This window comes from Psychrobacter sp. NPDC078929 (genome assembly GCF_050267985.1).
Taxonomy (GTDB): domain Bacteria; phylum Pseudomonadota; class Gammaproteobacteria; order Pseudomonadales; family Moraxellaceae; genus Psychrobacter.
This window is the reverse complement of the sequence record NZ_JBNNFX010000012.1, coordinates 45,828-64,988: the sequence shown is the minus strand read 5'-3', so window position 1 is coordinate 64,988 and position 19,161 is coordinate 45,828. Positions and strand designations below refer to the sequence as shown.

Here is a 19,161-nt window from a genome sequence, read left to right as displayed (position 1 = left end):
AATCAATAGTCATCTAAATGGGTTAAAAATGGCTAAACCTTGCCAAACAGCGTCAAATCGCTGGTTAATATCCCGATATTATCTGCACTATTTTCCTCGTTTGACGGCAATTTACCTCATTTTTATCACCATTTTTGAAATGAAGATACGCCCTAGTAATGGTTTAATTGTTCGAAATTTATTGATGCCGCAAAATATAAATCTTATGCATCTTATGCAAAAATTGACTGCAATACTGTCTGAGTCTGCTGCTCAAGCTCTGCAATGGCTGCTTGGTTTAAAGCATCAGCATGTGGTCGACCAAACATCCCTCTTGCATCGCCATGTACGCCATCTTTTATATCGTTATCAAAGTATTTACCAGTATCATCAGCGAACTCATCCGAGATGGCCAACTCCGTTAGGATATTTGCGCCCTTGCCTGCTGATGACCAGTGCTGACCATACGCTTCGTTAGCCATTTTTGTGTTCAGTAGCGAACCTGGGTTGACGGCGATGACATTGATATCGTTGCTAGCGACGGTGTCAGCTAATGCCATACTCCACATCGTGAGTGCTAGCTTACTTTGGGCATAAGCATCCTTATCATCGAGGCGGGTCTGGCCTGCAAGTGCTTGATAAGATATTGACGCTTGCGCAGCTGAGCTTAAGTTCACGATACGTGCTTTATCAGACTGCTTGAGCAAAGGTAATAAAGCATTGGTCAGCTCATAAGGCGCTAGATAATTGACTACGAAACGTACATCCAAACCGTCTTTAGTCAATGCTGATGCCGTAGTATAAATCCCTGCGTTATTTATGAGTACATCAAGCTTTGGCAGTTTTTCATTGACGTCTGCTGCCATCTTTAGCACATCCGTTAAATCAGAAAAATCAGCCACAAACCCATCAATATTATCTACTGCTGCGCCTGTCGCGACTGCTTGAACTTCTGCAATGACGCTAGCAAGTTTGTCAGCATCGCGGCCATGTAAATACACTTGGTGCCCAGCTTCTGCCAGTTTTAACGCTGCCAATTTGCCAATGCCATCTGTGCTGCCAGTGATTAAAATTGTTTTAGTGGTATTCAGAGTCATAAATCGCCCTTATTGTTTGAATTATTGTTTCAGTTTTGGATACCTGTTCTATTTTATCCATCGTGATAGCGCCCATTGTAATGAAAGTGTTGTGGGTCAAACAGTAGCCATCACCTAAAACACTTTCAATATAATTTTGAAAGTGAGTTATATTTAAGAGGTTATGTAGAGCATTATCTAAGCGATTTGCAGTTATACTTAGGTTCAAACTTCATGAGGAATGTTAAATGCAGTATCCCATAGCAATTACACCAAGTAATAAAACAACAGCTTATGGCATATTTATCCCAGACATAGTGGGTTGCTATTCAGCCAGCGATGAACGTGCAGATATCTCTAATAATGCTAAAGAAGCGATTATGCTCCATCTAAAAGGATTGATAGAAGACGGTGAAGCCATTCCTCTACCTACCGATAGTACTAAACATAAAGATAATCTAGATTTTGAAGGAATGGATTGGGCAGTAGTAGATATTCAGATACATGAGCTATATGAATGACATCAAAGAACCACTCATGCCTGTCAGATATAATAAATGAACTAAAAAAATTCACATAACAAAAAGGACAAGTAATCTAATCATGAAAAATTAAAAAGATAATGAATAGAAAACTGCATTATCAATCTTATTTTAAGACAGGCTATGCAGATTGGCGTTCGAATGACGTCCAGTTCTCAATATAGGCTGGCTAGCAAATAAGACAATCACACCAACTAATGAAAACACACCAAAGGCGTAGAACGCAGTAGCAGCACCATACCTATCCACAATCAAACCAGTAAAGATGACGGGTACACTAAGCCCTATATATGCCATCAGAAAATAGCCTGCACTTGCACGTGCCTGCTCATTTCCAGCAGATTTTGCGACTCCTAGCATACCGCCCAAGTAGACAAAGCCATAGCAACTAGTACTGGCCAAGAATGCCGCCAAAAGAATGACTGGTAGATTGGCGTTCAACGTCCCCCAAGCCAATAAAGCATAAGCCGGTAATAAGATCAAAAGACCAAGCTTGCTTGAGACTTGAGGGTCAAGCTTTCGGGCGATTGGCTGAACGATCAATCCACAACTGATGGCTAACATAGAGGATATCCCTGCATACTTAGCGAGTCCATGTGTGGCCAGTACTGAGGGAATAACTGACAGCACCAAACCTGTCGTCGCCCAACAAATCAAAATACTACTGCCATACCAAATGACTTCACGATTAAAATAAGGTAGCCGTAGCATAGATGTGGGCAAATTAGTGCGTTTAGGTGCTGTCTCTGGTAATTGATATAACAAAAACATAGCGAATATCCCACTCGCTAGCAGTAAGAAAAAACTGGCTGGCTGATCGGTTTCGTAAAACATTAAAGAAACTGTCGTCAATACAGGACCAAGACCAAAACCTATCGTCGTACTGGCCGTCACCCACGCTGTCGCACGCATCGTATCCGATGAGCCAAGCAGCTCAATCATATAGGCTGTCGCCGTAGCAGCCATCAGAGCAGTTCCCACACCCAGTACGAATCGCGCTACTGCTAATGCTCGCGTGTATGGATAAAATAACATAAGAGCCGTCGCTGCTACCGATAACGCTAAAGCTATTAAAATTGTCTTGCGCCGTCCAATCCGATCAGACAACCCACCAAAAGCCAACAATACAGGTATGACGCCTAATACATAAAAGGAAAACGCTATCGTAGTTGCTAGTACACCATAGCCATCATTGTGTGCGTAAACGGCATAAAGCGGCCCTTGGATATTGACGCTTGTCGTTATCACGCATAAGGCAAAGGCCAGATATTTATTATATTTTTTCGTGGTCATATATCGCTGCTTTTTGAAGAATTACCATTGAATTGACTGAGGTAAGTGTGATTCACAGTAGAATGACACCTACCTCTACATCGTTTACGTTCAATGATTAAAACAAAAGTACAGTAGGTTATCTATATACAATCCAGTACAATTAGACAGAACTGTTTGGTCTATAAAACCCATACAGTTCGGATATCCTACCCATATATTGTCCTAGCTATAACCTTAAGATAAAACCTTCACAAAATTCGCCTTACCAAAAATTGTAAAAAATATGAATAAAAAGCTAACACGTATCGAAGTTGTCATGGCTGACGTAAAAGAGAAAATAGCGACTGTCATCTACATGCCAGAGTCGCGACTACCCTCCGTCCGTGCCGCTGCCAAAGATTATGGGTTCTCGCCATCTACCGTGGTTGAAGCCTATGAACGCCTGCAAACTGAGGGAATCATCTACTCCCGTCCTGGCGCAGGGTTTTATGTGGCAGAAACTACAGCGCCGCTATCATTGACAGATATAGCACCAAAAATTGACCGAGTGGTAGATCCGTTGTGGGTATCGCGGCAGTCACTGGAGCCACCCGATGGCGCGCTAAAGCCAGGCTGCGGCTGGTTACCAGCGGACTGGCTGTTTGAGGCAGGTATACGCCGTGGTCTACGAAATGTGGCAAAGGCTGACGCGTCCATTATCAGTGAGTATGCAACGCCGCTAGGACTGTTAACATTGCGCCAATTACTCACACGGCGTATGGCAGGATTAAGTATCAATGCAGAGCCATCACAGGTTATATTGACGGATTCAGGCACTCAGGCGATAGATTTGATTTTTCGATTTTTGCTGACGCCGGGTGACACGGTCATCGTCGATGATCCTTGTTATTTTAACTTTCGAGCACAGCTGCTTGCCCATCGGGTCAAAGTGGTTGGTGTGTCTTATACGCCAAATGGGCCAGATATAGATGCCTTTGCAGCGATTTTAGATGAGTGTAAGCCGCGCCTGTACATCACCAATGCTGCCATTCATAATCCTACGGGCGCAACGTTATCACCTGCTACGGCATACCGTGTATTACAATTGGCTCAGACTGCTGATTTGTACATTATCGAAGACGATATTTTTGCAGATTTTGAAGTCAAGCCTGCGGCGAGATTGGCGGCTTTGGATGGGTTATCACGAGTATTCTATATAGGCAGTTTTTCTAAAACGTTATCAGCATCCCTACGCTGTGGTTATATTGCAGCGCCTACAGAGTGGGTTGAGAGTTTGGTAGATTTAAAGATAGCGACTGGCTTTGGTGGCAGTCAGTTAGCAGCGGCGGTTGTGTTCTCAGCATTGACTGATAGCGGCTACCGTAAGCATATGAATGATATCCATACTCGGCTGGCAAGCGCGCGTACTCATACGCTACCACGATTGGCCAAATTAGGCATCGTACCGTGGCTGCTCCCACAAGCAGGTATGTTCCTATGGTGCCGATTACCTAAGAATAATAATGCGACCGAATTGGCCAATCGCTGTTTATCCAAAGGTGTGGTATTGGCACCGGGCAATGTTTTTAGCCAATCGGACAATGCTGAAAATTTTATGCGGTTCAATGTGGCGCAGATGAGCCATTCAAAAATTTTCGAGGTATTGGCTCAATCGTTAGACTGATCAATCAGAGACTTATATAGTCATTCCACTATAAAGTATTACAGCGTTAACCTCGCTTGAAGTATCACATGTACATCTACACTCGGTTGCCTTGTACTACTTTTAAATTGAATCGACTATAGTGCTAGTACCTTCTTATTATATATTGACCTTTCGACTATAATTCTAAGCCTAAACATAAGCTGAACACAATTAAATATAACCACTCCCGACAACGGATACTATTTCTCTAGGATAGCTCATATGTCCCCTATATATACTGCATTGGCTATACTGGTTACCTTTATCTGGGGCGTAAATTTTACTTTTATTGCGTGGGGTCTTGAGAGCTTTCCGCCATTGATGCTTACTGCTCTGCGTTTTTTCTTTACTGCTGTGCCATTGGTTTTGTTTCTAAAGCCGCCTAAATTCAACCGTACCTTGTTTATCTATGCTATCGGTACATTTGTCATGCAGTACGCCTTTGTATTTACAGCAATGCATCTGGGTTCATCCCCGGGGCTGACGGCACTACTGCTACAAATTCAGATTTTTATCACGGTATTGCTAGCGTACTTTATATTGGGTGAAGCAGTCAGCCGTATGCAAATCGTCGGTATGTTGGTCGGTGTACTAGGACTCAGCGTGATTGCGCTAAACCTTGGCGGTGATATGCCTTTGGCAGGGTTCATCTGTATTTTGATTGCGGCCATCGGTTGGAGCTTTGGTAATATTGCCTCCAAGCAAGCATCAAAACAGACCTCAGAAAAAGCGTCAGAGCAAACGGCTCTAAAAGCGATGCAGCAAGGAACAAGGGTATCTGTTGCTACATCCAGCACTGAAAAAAATAAAGCCTCTGCTCTGTCTGCGCTAGCGCTGGTAGTCTGGGGCGGTCTCATTGCTTGCGTGATGTTGACGATATCTTCTCTTACATTTGAGACTGATGCATGGCAGATGGCGACGTTTACTGAAGCATCACTCAAGTCTTGGCTCTCACTTGGGTTTATCGTCTATATCTCAACCTTAATTGGCTTTGGTCTGTGGGCACACTTACTCAGTCAAAATACCGCGTCCAAGGTTATGCCGTTTGCACTATTGGTGCCCGTATTCGGTATGGTGACCTCAGTACTACTCACAGGAGAAGTGGTGACTTGGTGGAAGATGCTGGCCATGATGTTGATCTTATCAGGGCTGTTATTGGCGAATGTGAAAATGAAAAGAAGCTGCTAACGATGACCACTAAAACACTCAGCCATCATTAGCAGCTTTCTATTTTCTGCAGCTTTTTTTCTATAGTTATCGTAAGTCATCCACCACAGCTAGCATTGCTACCAGTGATGCTTCCCCTAACTTGATAGAACGCTCGGGTGACCAACCCATCTCTTCATCGGGCAGATTATCATTGTCTTTAAATGGCATCTCTAACGTATTAGCAAGACAATCAAAACGCTCTGCTACCCAATTGGTGGCAACGGTCATATTGGCAGCACCTGGTGCATCGACCTCATAGCCAATCTCAGACTGAAAGTCGGCACTGGCTAACTTTAATACCTCTGAAAACTTATCACGTAGTCCAGCAAGACGGTCACTGTAGCTTGGCGTCCCTTGTGACCCAGCGAGGAATACATACGGCAATGCTTCATCACCATGCACATCATAAAATAGATCCACGCCTGTCGCTTCCATTTTATTAATCACATGAAATACTTCAGGGCTTTTGTCTAAGCTTGGACTTTGCCATTCACGATTTAAGTTGGTTCCGGCAGCGTTAGTACGCAAGTGTCCACGCACACTGCCATCAGGGTTCATATTAGGAACAATATAAAAATTGGCCTTGTCTAACAACTGTTTGCCAGTCGCATTATCACTATCTAACAAGCTATACAACAAACCCTCAATGAGCCATTCAGCCATCGTCTCACCTGGATGCTGACGAGCAGTAATCCATATATTGCGCTTGTGGGCAGCACCGTCACCTATTTTGACTAGGGTCAAGTCACGTTTATCAAGCGTTTCGCCTAGATGCTCTAACGTCACTAGCGGATGCACTTGCACGGCGGCCAATAAATCTTGATGACGCTCATAGCTATAAGGCGCAAAATACGCAATCTGAATGGTTTCGCATTCTAACTCTGCCACGATGGTCAATTTGCCATCTTTATAAGAGGTTGGCAGACGGAACCAATGCTGACGATCATAAGAAGCCACCGCTTGGTAGTTCTCCCACCCTTCTAGATAAGACGCCTCTCCTGCATTCAGAATATTGAGAACATACTGCTCCCCTATTTGACCTGACAAACGAAAGTTAAACCACTGAAAAAACTCGCCGCCAACATCTGGACGAATCGCTAATTGAATGTCTTTTTTGTTGTCTGCATTAATAATGTCAATGTTGCCTGCATCAAAATTAGCTGTGATATGCATAGTCATTCCCTAATTGATTTTTATGATTGTGTTTTAAGTATTATGTTCGTTATCGACTTACTGTTCTACCTATTGCCTTGTAATAATCTCTAGCTTTATATTGGGCACTAGACATACATTTACTTGGTCATTATCAGCTCGTTTTCAAGGCAATAACCTATCAAATCTATCTGTTCAGGTTGAATATTTAGCGTTGGCTACTAAAAGATTAAACCTCTGCTAATAACTCGACACTTACTTGAAAGTAATCATCGTCTTTTATAGTAATACTGACGTTACCATTATGCGCCCCAACGATAGACTGTACGATAGATAGACCCAAACCTGTTCCTGTGTGGCGATCTATTGTTTTATGATGTCGATAGAAGCGCTCAAACAACTTATCTGCCTCACTTTGTGTCAACGGCTCATCTAATTGGTTAGTGATGGTCATTCGTAAAATAGCTTGTTTTGATTGTTGAAGACTGCTTATTGTTGTACCCACCATCTCATCTGAGTTTACTCTATCTGCACTAATGGTTATAACGCTATCTTGAGCAGCATAATAAATCGCATTCGATATCAGATTAGCAAAGAGCCTTTGTAATAAACTTTTATCTCCTAAAACAGCGCTGAACTCACCTTTGGTTTCAATAGCGATACCTCGGTCTTCTGCAATCATTTCGTAGTAATCAACGAGCTTGGTGATTAAACTGTCCGTATCCACGTGACTGATTTGCGAGTCACTCAATCCTTTTTGGGTTTTTGCTAGCAGCAGCATATTATTTATCATGGCCGATAGCTGCTCTAAGGTGTCATGCTGATGGTGTAGCTGCTCAATGTATTCATCACTAGCTCTCGGTTTGTTTAACATGACTTGCGTTTGCGTGCTGAGTGTCGCTATTGGAGTGCGCAGCTCATGGGCGATATTGTCTGAAAACCGTGACAATGATTCAAAATTACTTTCAAGCTTGGCCATCATTGAGTTGTAAGATTCTGCTAATGGTCGCAGCTCTAACGGCATATCACTGACCGTGACTCTATCATCCAATCTGTCAGGATTCATTGTTTTCATTTTTTGGACGATGGTCGCCAAAGGTGCAAAACCCCAATACACACCCAGCGCCGCTACTGATACGAGCAACAAGGTAATCGCGAACAAAATCATACTAAGCTGACGATTGAACTGTAATAAATACTGATGATGCACATCTATAGGCAATGCGATAAGCGCGAGCATTTTGTCGTCTTCAATGACCATTGCTCGATAGTATCGGCTGTTGATATTCATCACAAACTGTTGCTTATCATTATCTTGTTTCAGTGATGACAGATTAAATCCTTCCCCTAGCTCTTGAGCAAAGTTATTGGGGGTACTAGACAGTATCTGCCCTTCTTTATTAGCGATAATGGTTTTTAGATCGTAATCTAGCCAAGAAGAATGCTGATGATCAGCTTCATCTGATATCGCTGCGGTAGAAGTATCTCCATCAGGCATTACGTCAGGTGCCGCTCTTAGCGGCTGTTGACTATCCAATGGATTTTGAGAGCTAGGTAGGGTTTGGGAAGTTATAGGGCTACTAGGTTCTATCACTCGTTTACGTAGATTAAAAGCCGCATGAGTCATAATTTCAGCGTCCATTTGCTCGAAATGGCCTTTAACAGAACGCTGTATCCATATATAAATGATAACCTGTGATATAACAACAAATATCGTGAGCAGCAACACAGTACGCCATAATAGTGGCAAGCGCCGATTATCAAACCTATATTTCATATTAGACATTGCCAGCTTCGTGAGATGGTTGGCTATCAAGCGCTGTATCGACAGCTTCTAACCGATAGCCCATCCCGCGCACCGTATGAATCAGCTTTGCGTCATGATCATCGTCTATTTTTATACGAAGACGTCTTATCGCCACATCAATCACATTGGTATCATTTTCAAAGTTCATATCCCATACTTGGGAGGCGATGATTGAGCGTGGAAGCACTTCACCGCGGCGCTCTAATAAAAACTGTAGTAAGGAAAACTCTTTTGCCGTGAGCTTAATAGGCTTATCTCCTCTATGCACCGTACGCTTGCCGATGTCCATCTTAAGATCCGCTATTTGCATAATCGTACTTTGATAGTCGGCTTGATTGGCACGTCGTAATAAGCTTTTCATCCTGACGATCAATTCTGCAAAGGCAAAAGGCTTGGTCAAATAATCATCGCCACCAATCTCAATCCCTTTTATCTTGTCACTTAAGTCATCTTTTGCGGTTAGAAATAGCACAGGCGTATGCTTGCCAGCCGCTCGGTAATTACGCACCAGCTCAAAGCCACTAACATCAGGCAGCATCACATCCATCAATATCACGCTAAATTCTTCCGTCATCAATGCATGATAGCCATCTAATCCTGTTAGCTGATGATCCACGATAAACCCAGCTTCGGTTAAGCCTTTTTTTATATACTCGCCAAGCTTCAATTCATCTTCTACCAGCAGTACTTTCATTGTAATTCCTCAATACGGTCATGATTGTTTAACGTTCTAACCAGCACAGGTGACAATATTGACTGGTAGCGGACAAAGATGTCATGTGCTCGTAATCAGACTGTCAGTTTTATTTTGCTAATCTATATAAACGGTACATAGGTGCTCGTTTCAATACTTAGCTACTATCCAATACTTAGGGCGTGTCCTCAATTCAAACGAGTGTCTCTAAATGGGCTAAAAACAGCTAAATTTTGCCAAACATCGTCAAATAATTGGTCAATATCTCGATATTATCTGCACTATTTTCCTCGTTTGACGGCAATTTATCTCATTTTTATCACCATTTTTAAAATGAGGACACGCCCTAGCTACTATGAATTATTTTTATCGGTAATCAATGTAAACAACTTACGAAAGAGGTTTTATATGAAAATTTATGGTTCGTTCAAAAAAGTAGTACTGCTTTCGGTATCTGTACTTATCGGTACTACCACTGCCAATGCGCATACGATTGATCTAAGCACTTCAATCATCAACAACTGCGACGCTGTGACTGAGTTTGCAAAAAACTTGGATCATAACGATGCTCAGCTCTCAAATTCACAAATGAAAAGCTATATCGATGCGAGAGTGGCTTGTGAGATTGAACACAAAGATCAACATCTACAGTCTGAAAAATACTTCATTAACAAATATGGTAGCGATAAGTGATATCAGCTCTGATGTCATACTAAAGGATTACTGACAACATTAAAAACCATAAATAGTAAGATGACAGAATTGTAATCTTACCGTCATCTCTCTGTCAGAATCACTAAAGTATGCTTTAAAGTAACTTAATATCTTAAAGTCTTTTCGACTACATACCAATTTAAATAAGGATTTACCATGTCATTATTCAAACCAATGCCACTGCTCAAATCAATGCCACTTTCTAAATCAATCGTAGCAACTGCTATAGCCTTAGTTGTTTCAACCTCTGCGTTGGCACACGATCCCAAAATGCACGCTGAAAAAGACCAAATGAACTGTGAGAAAATGCAAAAGCATATGCAGATGATGCAAAAAATGGATCATAGCAAAATGGATATGAATGATCCTGCTATGAAAGCCATGATGGCTAACATGAGCAAAATGAAAGCGATGTACCAAAAGCACTGTGTGAGCAGCGATAGCGATTCTTAAATATCAATTTATAAGTTCAATACTATAGTCAGTTCAATATAATTTCGATACAAGGAAACCGAGTGCAAGTTATACATTAATATGCTTAGCGAGGATGACGCTGTAGCGGATTTATATAGACTTGACTATATTGTCAGAGAAGCTGATCAAGCAGTAATGGGATATTAAATAAAATGGATTTTTAGGACAAACCTATGAAGTTTTTACTAGGAATACTGTTTACTGTCTTTGTCGCTATTGTGGGCATTTTTATGGTGGTGACTAGTGGCATGATAAATATCGGTGCTGATCGAGCTCATAGTCCGCTGGTTTACGATTTTTTAGAAACTGCCCGCACACGCTCGATTGAACATGCCAGTAAGAATATTTTGGTTCCCAATTTAAAAAAGGCGGAGATGATCAGCTCGGGCGGTGCAGATTACAAAGATATGTGTGCAGGCTGTCATTTATCTCCTGGCGTCAACAGCACAGATTTAAATAGCGGTATGTACCCAAAGCCTCCTAACTTTACTCAGGCGGATATCGTTAAGCGCTATCGAAACGAGGCTGGTGCCAGACAAAGCTTTTGGGCGATTAAACATGGCATTATGGCGTCTGGCATGCCCGCTTGGGGCGCTACTCACGATGATGACAGAATATGGGCGATGGTTGCTTTTATTAGATCGCTACCTAACTTAAATGAAAACCAGTACACCATGCTAACGACTCGGTTAGACGATAGTATGTTGGATATGTCATTTGATGGTGAGATGGATATGTCAGGTGATGGATCCGGCATGCAACATTGATTTTTTGTACAAAATGCAGTGCTCAATAGTGCTGCTTTTTGCGATTTGAGTTTTAAGCTTTGCTAGCACTATTTTGTCCAGTGATGTGGCTCTAATTTTTATAATATTTAATCGTCAGACAGACGCTCGGGAGTGGTTTTATGAGACGCTATACTAATAGATTTATTAATGAACATAATCTGATATCTGGCCGTGTGCTCTCGGCGATCGTGGTATTGCCGTTATCGTTAACGATTGCCGCTTGTAGTCAACCTAACTCCGCTGCTGCTGACTCAACACCAGCGACTGAGCCAACTGTTGCTACGCACACGGAGCAACCAACAGCTGAAATAATGCCAGTCAGCGCTCCTTCAGATACCCAATCAACTATCCTAAAAAATATCTCAGCCACCGTCTATAAAGATGCGAATTGTGGCTGCTGCAAAGAATGGGTCGGTTATGCCGAAGGTCATGGTTTAAACGCAACTGCACAGAATGTCGAAGACGTGTCCTTGTTTAAAGAGCGATACAGCGTACCGCAGCAAATGCGCTCTTGCCATACCACCGTCACTACTGATGGCTACGTATTTGAAGGTCATGTCCCTGCTAAGTATATGGCGCAGTTCCTAAAAAACCCGCCAAGTGATGCGATTGGCCTTGCTGTCCCGAGCATGCCAGTCGGTAGCCCAGGTATGGAATACCAAGATAAATTTATGCCATATAAAGTGATGCAGCTTAATAAAGATGGCTCAACAGCTATTTATGCAACTATTGACTCACCGCAGCAGCAAATCTAGCTTGGTTGTCGTTTAAATAGCTTATCCAGCTCTATTAATAAGCGGCCAAAGTCATAGACTTAGCTGATAAATATAGACTCGACTCTCACTTTATAGATATAAATCAGGTGAATTATTATGAACACAACTATGTTTAACCGCAGGCGTTTTTTGACAGGATCTTCTACCTTGTTAGGGGCATCCATGCTGTCCACCCTACCGTCTATTGCCAATAGTGCGCTCGGTAAAGGCCAGCAGAATGTAGCCATCAACAGTGATAAAGCCGACCATATCGTACCTATCTTAACTGGGAATGAGTTTGATCTGTATGTCAGCAAGAAGCCCGTCACTGTCAATGGCAAGTCGAGTATGGCAACACTGATTAATGACTCGCTACCAGCACCAACGCTAAAGATGCGTGAAGGCGATACCGTAACTATCCGTGTTCATAACCAGATGAATGAGTCAACCTCTATTCATTGGCATGGCTTGCTGGTACCTTTTGAGATGGATGGGGTGCCAGGTATCAGTTTCGATGGTATTCCCGCGAACAGCACCTTTACCTATAAATTCAAACTTAAACAATCAGGCACCTATTGGTATCACTCACACAGTGGCTTTCAAGAGCAAACCGGTATGCTTGGTGCTATCGTCATTGAACCCAAAGGCCGTGAGCGTCATCCTATCGAGGAAGACCATGTAATCGTGCTGAGTGATTGGACGCACCGCGATCCGCACAATCTCTTGAAATTGCTCAAACAGCGCGCTGACTTTGATAATTATCATCTGCCAGATTTCAAAAAACTATTGTCTGATATCGCCGCAACAGATTTAGAAGCCGCTTATGACAAGCGCAAAATGTGGAATCAGATGCGCATGATGCCGACGGATTTTACTGATTTATCTGGCGAAAAGACCTTTACCTATCTGATGAATGGTAAGACCACAGCGGCTAATTGGACAAAGCTAGTAAAAGCAGGACAGCCCGTTAAATTACGCTTTATCAATGCTTCAGCGCAAACCATTTTTGATGTGCGTATACCGGGTCTCAAAATGACTGTGGTGGCAACAGATGGTATTGATGTCGCACCTGTTGCGATTGATGATTTCCGCATTGGCGTGGCTGAGACCTATGATGTCATCGTCACGCCTACTCAAGATGCACATACGATATTTGCCCAAAATATCGATCGTTCAGGCTATGTCGCGACCACGCTTGCGACCAAGAAAGGCGCTCGTGCTGCAATACCTGCTATGGATCAGATCGAATGGCTGACCATGGCCGATATGATGGGTGCGATGGGTGATAAAGGCTACAAAGCAAAGCATGCCAAGACCGAGTATGACTTTAAATCTGATATGCGTGTCGACAGTCCACGTATGAACCTAGATGATCCCGGTATCAACCTGCGTAATATCAATCGTGACGTACTGAATTATAGTCAGCTGCGCTCTGTCGATGAGGCCATATTTGTAGAGCAGCGTAAGCCTACCCGAGAGATTGAGCTACATTTAACGGGTAACATGGAGCGCTATATTTGGGCTTTAGATGGTGTCATGTTTAAGGATGCAACGCCTGTCAATATTAAGCCTAACGAGCGCGTGCGTATCACCTTAGTTAATGACACGATGATGAACCACCCTATGCATCTGCATGGTATGTGGAGCGACTTGCGCACGCCATCTGGAGACTTTCAGGTACGTAAACATACGATTGTGGTGCAGCCTGCGCAAAAGATTAGCTTCGATGTGACGGGTGAATTTGGACGATGGGCGTGGCATTGCCACCTGCTTTATCACATGGAAGCTGGTATGTTCCGAGAAGTTGCCGTCGTTTAACAAACCTTCGAATATGAGGCTTATTATGAAAATATCTAAGAAAAATCTGCCATTCATTGGTTTGTCATCACTAGTCTTGCTCGCATCATCTTTTGCAGCAGCTGCTGAGATGTCGAATATGGATCACAGCGGCATGGATATGTCCGATATGGATCATAGCGGCATGGATATGTCGGGTGATATGTCTAGTATGGACCACAGCGGCATGGATATGTCAGGCGATATGTCTGATATGGAGCACAGCAGTATGGATATGTCGGGTATGCAAGGTGGGCAGCCACCAGCTGATGCTCGCAGTCCAGACTATTCAAATGGGGTTCCATACGGGCAGTATGGTAAACCCATGATGATGGGCAGCATGCCATTATGGGGAGTCTCAGTAGACGACTTGGGCTATCAGTTTGATGAGGATCAAATCAACTTCGAAGCGATGGGTTGGTATGGTACTGATAGTAACCGTATAAGACTACGCACGGAAGGTAGTGCTCAGACTAAAGATGATAAAGAAATCGATAGCTTGAGCTCGCTTGCTTATTGGAAACCACTGAGCATTTTCTGGAATGGTGAAGCTGGTGTCGCTTACGATACTGAAAACGATAACGCTGCCATAATGGCAGGTATTGTCGGTACCGCGCCTTATTTTATCGAAACGGATGCGAGAGCCTACTTATATACCGATGGTCAACTTCGTCTTGATTTGGGCGCAGAGTACGAATGGCGTTTGGATCAGCATTGGGTAGTCATACCGGAGGTTGGACTGACTGCCTTTAGTAAAGATGACCATGATAATGGTATTACCAAAGGCTTTAATGAGATGGAAACTGAGGTCAGGCTGACTTACGAGACATTCAGTCGCCAGCTAGCTCCTTATGTAGGTGTTAGTTATGAGACAGCGCTTGGCAAGGCTCGTGGCCAACGACGTCAAGAAAATGAATCAGTTGATAGCAGTAGTTTGACTGCGGGGGTTAAATTCTGGTTTTAACTGTCTACCCATTTTAATTTAACAAAACAATGGAGGTCATATCATGGAAGCTTCTAAGCAAAAAAATATGAACCCTTATGTAAAATTCACCTTAATGATTCTGACATCGACTGTCATCATGTATATCATGATGTATTTTAACACCTACCAGTGGGATCACATTTACTTTAGTGAAACCCGAGCTTATATGGCGCTATATATGGGTGCCGGTATGGCAGTCGTCATGTTGGCATTTATGACCAATATGTATAAAAAGACCAAGGTCAATTTGATGATCTATGGTCTAAGTGTATTGATGTTTGCAGTTGGTATCTGGGGCGTTAGATCTCAAGCGACTGTCGATCAAGTCGATTGGATGCAGGCGATGATACCGCATCACTCGATTGCCATTCTCACTAGTAGTCGCGCTGATATTGAAGATCCGCGTGTACAAAAGCTTGCTGATGATATTATAAAAGCACAAAAACGTGAAATTGATGAAATGAAGCAGTTGATTGATGAGCTTGAATAAGAGAATGGTGTACCAGTGAACGCTGCGAAAAGTGATCACTCTTTTCTGCTCAGACGCTCAATGACCCAGCCTGCTAGTGGGAAAGACACCAACTGTGTCAGTGGAACAAGTATTATCGTTTCAATTAATACCACCACTGGCAGGCTTAATCCTTGGGTCACAGGCTTCAATAACGTCAATACGATTAGGAGCGTTGGATAAAGTCCGACATATCCTATCAATATGCGTATAAGTCTGTCTTTGGAATTCTGATTCATTGCCTACTACCTATTGATAAAACGATAAAAGAAAAACCTTTAAGCGACAAAAACAATAATTGTCGCTTAAAGATTGACTGTCTGTGAATATCCAACAAGTCACAAATTTATAAATGAAAATAAGGCCATTAGTATTAATGGCCTTATCTCAGTCACTGTTTATGTACTTTGCTATTCTTGATAGTAAGGATAATCACTGTAGCCCACATCAGTACCACCATACATCGTGGTAGGATCTACTTCATTCAATGGCCAGTTATTGGCAATACGCTCTGGCAGATCAGGATTGGCGATAAAAGGACGACCAAACGCGAATAAATCACCGTAGCCTTTTTCTAAAATGTTCACAGCTTTTTGTACCGTGTACTTGCCAGCATAAATAATACGGCCTGAAAACTCTTCTCTGACTGCTTGATAAAAAGTGTCTGGTAAATCAGGCGCATTATCCCAATCAGCTTCTGCAATGGACAAATAAGCAATACCCGCTTGCTCAAGCAATTTGACTGCTTCGACATAGGTATGATGGGGATCTGACTCTACCAAGCCTAAATACACGCGCGTCTCATCCGTACTCGCAAATAATGGCGCAAAGCGTACGCCTAAACGATCAGCACCCACCACATCACTGACAGCAGCGACGATTTCTTTTAAGAAGCGCAAACGATTGGTCAACGACCCACCATATTGATCATCACGGTGATTGGTGTGCTCAGAGATAAACTGATTGACCAAATAACCGTTAGCACAATGCAGCTCTACCCCATCAAAACCCGCCTCCAATGCATTGCGCGCAGCGGCCGCATACATCGTTACCAACTCACCAACTTCATCGGTACTGAGAGCGCGTGGCTCACTTGGATCAGCCAATGCACCTGCACCTGGACCTGTTTCAATAAATACTTTGACGTTATCAGCGGTAATATCAGACGGCCCTACCGGCTGAGCACCATTAGGCTGCAAGCTGGTGTGCGACACACGGCCTACATGCCAAAGCTGAGCAAAAATAATACCGCCTTTGTCATGTACTGCTTGCGTGACTTTTTTCCAGCCTTCAACTTGGGCTGGTGAATGGATACCCGGTGTCCAAGCATAACCTTGACCTCTTGGCTCAATCTGCGTACCTTCCGTCACCATAAAGCCTGCTGACGCACGCTGTGCATAATAGCTGGCCATTAAGTCATTAGGGATATTGTCAGGTTGCGTGCTACGAGAGCGTGTCAATGGCGGCATTACGATACGGTTGTTGAGCGTATAAGGCCCAAGTGCTACAGAGGAAAATAATGTCTTTGTACCTGGAATAGTTTGTGTCATAAGTATCTCTTTTAAAGCAGCTGATGGCTTATTATTGAATGTATTGAGCCTGTTTTAATGCTTAACAGCTCATTTAGTGGCTACTTAAGCAATGTTGGTCAGCATAGCGTTTTGCAGGTACAATTAGAAACAACCGTTTCTTGTTTAAGATACAATTATTAATGGTATGAAATTATGAATGGTATGAATCGGCTCGATATCAAGCAACTTAGAGTATTGCAGGCGCTACTTGATCTAAAAAACTTGTCGCAAGTCGCACGCAAAATGGGGCTGACCCAACAAGCCATCAGTGAGCAGTTACGCAAGTTACGTGAGGTGTTTGATGATCGTTTGTTTATTCGTCAAGGCAATAGCATGGTGGCAACACCAAAAGCGCTATCGATGCAGCAACCTATTGACCATATATTAAAGCAGTTGGAAGATTTGTTAGAGCCAGAGATTTTTATGCCGCACACATACAAAGGCATATTTACGATTAGTGCGACTGACTATGCGACGCAGGCATTATTACCGCAATTGTTTAATATTACGCGACGCGAAGCACCAGATTTGAAGTTAATCGTACGTGATTTTGCCTCAGACAATATCAATCAGCTGATTGCAGCAGGCGAGCTTGATTTGTTGATTACCTTCCCTGAATTTATCCCTGATAACTTATCATATGTGACTTTATTTGAAGAGCAACATTTATGCGTGACGGGTTGTGAAAATACCTTTGCCACAGAGCCATTGACGCTGTCGCAAGTGGCTGCACACGCGCAGCTAGTCGTGTCACCCTCGCGTGCTAATTTACGCGGCTCTCATGATCAATGGTTTGCAGAAAAAGGTCTAAAACGAAATATTGTGATGTCGGTTCCTAGCTTTTCGGCTGTACCAGATATTTTGCACACGACTGACATGATTGCGTTTTATCCTTCGCGATTATTGCCGAGCAATAAGGTCAAAGAACTTGAGGTGGAAGCATTGCCGCCTACTTTTAAGGTCATCGCAGCATGGCATCCACGTACTGCTGACAGTGGCATACATCGTTGGTTAATCGAGCAATTACGAAATCTATAATAAGTAACTTAGCTATAGCCAACCTTGAAACGACATCGAACACTCTTAAACTTGATGTAAGTATTATCTAGACTAAACATGGTTCTACACAAGATTCTAGACGGGTGCACATAATCACCTTAGTAACAGTTTCTTAAAATAACAGTCTTTTAAACATAGTTATCCTACGCAATACTCTCCAAATTGGGTATTAAATCATTACTGCTTATCACTTTATCAACATCAACAAACTCACCTTTACCCATGGCGCCAAGATTATAGTCTGCAAACTCATGATATAAAGTGACCACATCACCCATAATCAATAGTGCAGGGGTTGGCAGTTTTGCTTCAGCTTGCTGATCAGCGATATCACTTAATGTGCCGATAAGTACTTGCTGCGTTGGCATACTGGCATGACTAATGATAGCAAAAGGCGTTTCGCTGTCACGTCCGCCTGCTATCAACCCTTGTGTCATCTCATGCAAACGGTGCAAACCCATGTAAAACACAACTGTCTGGCTGCTGTCCATTAGCTCACTATAATCGTTATTAGGCGCGCCATTTTTTTTGCAAGCAGTAACAAACTTGACCGATTGAGCATGGTCACGGTGCGTTAGTGGAATTCCTGTACGGCTAGCAGCGGCACTGGCGGCAGTAATACCTGGAATAGACTCAAAATGAATGCCATGACGTACCACTTCCTGTAGCTCTTCGCCGCCGCGTCCAAAAATAAAAGGGTCGCCACCTTTTAAGCGAACCACCATCTTACCTGCCAGCGCGTGTTTGACCAGTAGCTCGTTAATACTTTCTTGTGGCAATGCATGATTGGCGCGGCGCTTACCAACGAATATTTTTTCAGCCGTGCTCGCGCACATATCCAAAATATCCTCAGACACCAGACTGTCGTATAACACGACCTCTGCGCGCTGCATTACTCGCCACGCTTTTAATGTTAATAGCTCAGGGTCACCAGATCCTGCGCCAATCAGATGCACAGTGCCTCTTTTGGTGCAAGTTTGCACGTTTTCTGCGCAGTGTTGATCCATTAGCTGATAGGTCTCATGCATTGAGGTAGCGGCAGATATATTGGTC

19 protein-coding genes are annotated in these 19,161 nt (G+C 43.0%); 11 read left to right on the top strand and 8 right to left on the bottom strand.

Annotated features, from left to right (window positions below; all coding sequences use genetic code 11):
- Window positions 1–212: 212 nt before the first annotated feature.
- A complete protein-coding gene (locus ACQKCG_RS08375; protein WP_427551383.1) occupies window positions 213–1,076 on the bottom strand; it encodes an SDR family NAD(P)-dependent oxidoreductase in 864 nt (287 codons plus the stop codon).
- Window positions 1,077–1,303: 227 nt separating this feature from the next.
- On the opposite strand from ACQKCG_RS08375, the gene ACQKCG_RS08370 reads away from it, so the two are divergent.
- Window positions 1,304–1,576: a type II toxin-antitoxin system HicB family antitoxin gene (locus ACQKCG_RS08370; RefSeq protein WP_101204557.1), complete on the top strand. Its 273-nt coding sequence runs from the start codon at window positions 1,304–1,306 to the stop codon at window positions 1,574–1,576.
- 132 nt (window positions 1,577–1,708) lie between these two features.
- Here the strand turns inward: ACQKCG_RS08370 and ACQKCG_RS08365 are convergent, their stop codons facing one another.
- Window positions 1,709–2,890: an MFS transporter gene (locus ACQKCG_RS08365; RefSeq protein ID WP_404693802.1), complete on the bottom strand. Its 1,182-nt coding sequence runs from the start codon at window positions 2,888–2,890 to the stop codon at window positions 1,709–1,711.
- Window positions 2,891–3,155: 265 nt separating this feature from the next.
- Here ACQKCG_RS08365 and ACQKCG_RS08360 point away from each other — a divergent pair, with 265 nt between their 5' ends.
- Window positions 3,156–4,535 carry a PLP-dependent aminotransferase family protein gene (locus ACQKCG_RS08360; protein ID WP_404693803.1) on the top strand — a complete coding sequence of 460 codons (1,380 nt, stop codon included), beginning with the start codon at window positions 3,156–3,158 and terminating at the stop codon, window positions 4,533–4,535.
- 243 nt (window positions 4,536–4,778) lie between these two features.
- Entirely contained in the window at window positions 4,779–5,744 is a 966-nt protein-coding gene (locus ACQKCG_RS08355) for an EamA family transporter (protein WP_101204554.1), read from the top strand.
- Between the two features lie 66 nt (window positions 5,745–5,810).
- Here ACQKCG_RS08355 and ACQKCG_RS08350 read toward each other — a convergent pair whose 3' ends face one another.
- From ACQKCG_RS08350 to ACQKCG_RS08340, 3 genes are all read right to left on the bottom strand, one after another.
- Window positions 5,811–6,938, bottom strand: coding sequence for a M14 family metallopeptidase (locus tag ACQKCG_RS08350; protein WP_101204553.1), 1,128 nt, complete (start codon window positions 6,936–6,938; stop codon window positions 5,811–5,813).
- 208 nt (window positions 6,939–7,146) lie between these two features.
- Window positions 7,147–8,694: an ATP-binding protein gene (locus ACQKCG_RS08345; protein ID WP_101204552.1), complete on the bottom strand. Its 1,548-nt coding sequence runs from the start codon at window positions 8,692–8,694 to the stop codon at window positions 7,147–7,149.
- A 1-nt stretch (window position 8,695) separates the two neighbouring features.
- The gene (locus tag ACQKCG_RS08340; protein ID WP_101204551.1) at window positions 8,696–9,418 is read right to left on the bottom strand and encodes a heavy metal response regulator transcription factor; all 723 of its coding nucleotides are present in this window, start codon (window positions 9,416–9,418) and stop codon (window positions 8,696–8,698) included.
- A gap of 408 nt (window positions 9,419–9,826) precedes the next feature.
- Here ACQKCG_RS08340 and ACQKCG_RS08335 point away from each other — a divergent pair, with 408 nt between their 5' ends.
- The 7 genes from ACQKCG_RS08335 to ACQKCG_RS08305 all read left to right on the top strand — a co-directional run bounded on the left by ACQKCG_RS08335 (window position 9,827) and on the right by ACQKCG_RS08305 (window position 15,460).
- Window positions 9,827–10,111 (top strand): hypothetical protein, encoded by a 285-nt coding sequence (locus tag ACQKCG_RS08335; RefSeq protein ID WP_101204550.1) that lies wholly within the window; start codon window positions 9,827–9,829, stop codon window positions 10,109–10,111.
- A gap of 177 nt (window positions 10,112–10,288) precedes the next feature.
- Window positions 10,289–10,585, top strand: coding sequence for a hypothetical protein (locus ACQKCG_RS08330; RefSeq protein ID WP_227522875.1), 297 nt, complete (start codon window positions 10,289–10,291; stop codon window positions 10,583–10,585).
- 194 nt (window positions 10,586–10,779) lie between these two features.
- Window positions 10,780–11,373, top strand: a complete 594-nt coding sequence (locus ACQKCG_RS08325; protein ID WP_165597926.1) for a c-type cytochrome — start codon at window positions 10,780–10,782, stop codon at window positions 11,371–11,373.
- Window positions 11,374–11,513: 140 nt separating this feature from the next.
- Entirely contained in the window at window positions 11,514–12,149 is a 636-nt protein-coding gene (locus tag ACQKCG_RS08320) for a DUF411 domain-containing protein (RefSeq protein WP_165597927.1), read from the top strand.
- Between the two features lie 117 nt (window positions 12,150–12,266).
- On the top strand, window positions 12,267–13,967 hold the full coding sequence (locus ACQKCG_RS08315) for a copper resistance system multicopper oxidase (protein WP_371547253.1): 1,701 nt from the start codon (window positions 12,267–12,269) through the stop codon (window positions 13,965–13,967).
- A gap of 25 nt (window positions 13,968–13,992) precedes the next feature.
- Window positions 13,993–14,949 carry a copper resistance protein B gene (locus tag ACQKCG_RS08310; RefSeq protein ID WP_371547256.1) on the top strand — a complete coding sequence of 319 codons (957 nt, stop codon included), beginning with the start codon at window positions 13,993–13,995 and terminating at the stop codon, window positions 14,947–14,949.
- A 43-nt stretch (window positions 14,950–14,992) separates the two neighbouring features.
- The gene (locus tag ACQKCG_RS08305) at window positions 14,993–15,460 is read left to right on the top strand and encodes a DUF305 domain-containing protein (protein ID WP_101204545.1); all 468 of its coding nucleotides are present in this window, start codon (window positions 14,993–14,995) and stop codon (window positions 15,458–15,460) included.
- A gap of 35 nt (window positions 15,461–15,495) precedes the next feature.
- On the opposite strand, the gene ACQKCG_RS08300 is transcribed toward ACQKCG_RS08305, so the two are convergent.
- Window positions 15,496–15,717 carry a hypothetical protein gene (locus ACQKCG_RS08300; protein WP_101204544.1) on the bottom strand — a complete coding sequence of 74 codons (222 nt, stop codon included), beginning with the start codon at window positions 15,715–15,717 and terminating at the stop codon, window positions 15,496–15,498.
- Window positions 15,718–15,888: 171 nt separating this feature from the next.
- The gene (locus ACQKCG_RS08295; RefSeq protein ID WP_101204543.1) at window positions 15,889–17,028 is read right to left on the bottom strand and encodes an alkene reductase; all 1,140 of its coding nucleotides are present in this window, start codon (window positions 17,026–17,028) and stop codon (window positions 15,889–15,891) included.
- 174 nt (window positions 17,029–17,202) lie between these two features.
- On the opposite strand from ACQKCG_RS08295, the gene ACQKCG_RS08290 reads away from it, so the two are divergent.
- On the top strand, window positions 17,203–18,087 hold the full coding sequence (locus ACQKCG_RS08290; RefSeq protein ID WP_102094142.1) for a LysR family transcriptional regulator: 885 nt from the start codon (window positions 17,203–17,205) through the stop codon (window positions 18,085–18,087).
- A gap of 164 nt (window positions 18,088–18,251) precedes the next feature.
- On the opposite strand, the gene cobA is transcribed toward ACQKCG_RS08290, so the two are convergent.
- The gene (cobA, locus tag ACQKCG_RS08285) at window positions 18,252–19,115 is read right to left on the bottom strand and encodes a uroporphyrinogen-III C-methyltransferase (RefSeq protein ID WP_227522881.1); all 864 of its coding nucleotides are present in this window, start codon (window positions 19,113–19,115) and stop codon (window positions 18,252–18,254) included.
- Between the last annotated feature and the right edge of the window lie 46 nt (window positions 19,116–19,161).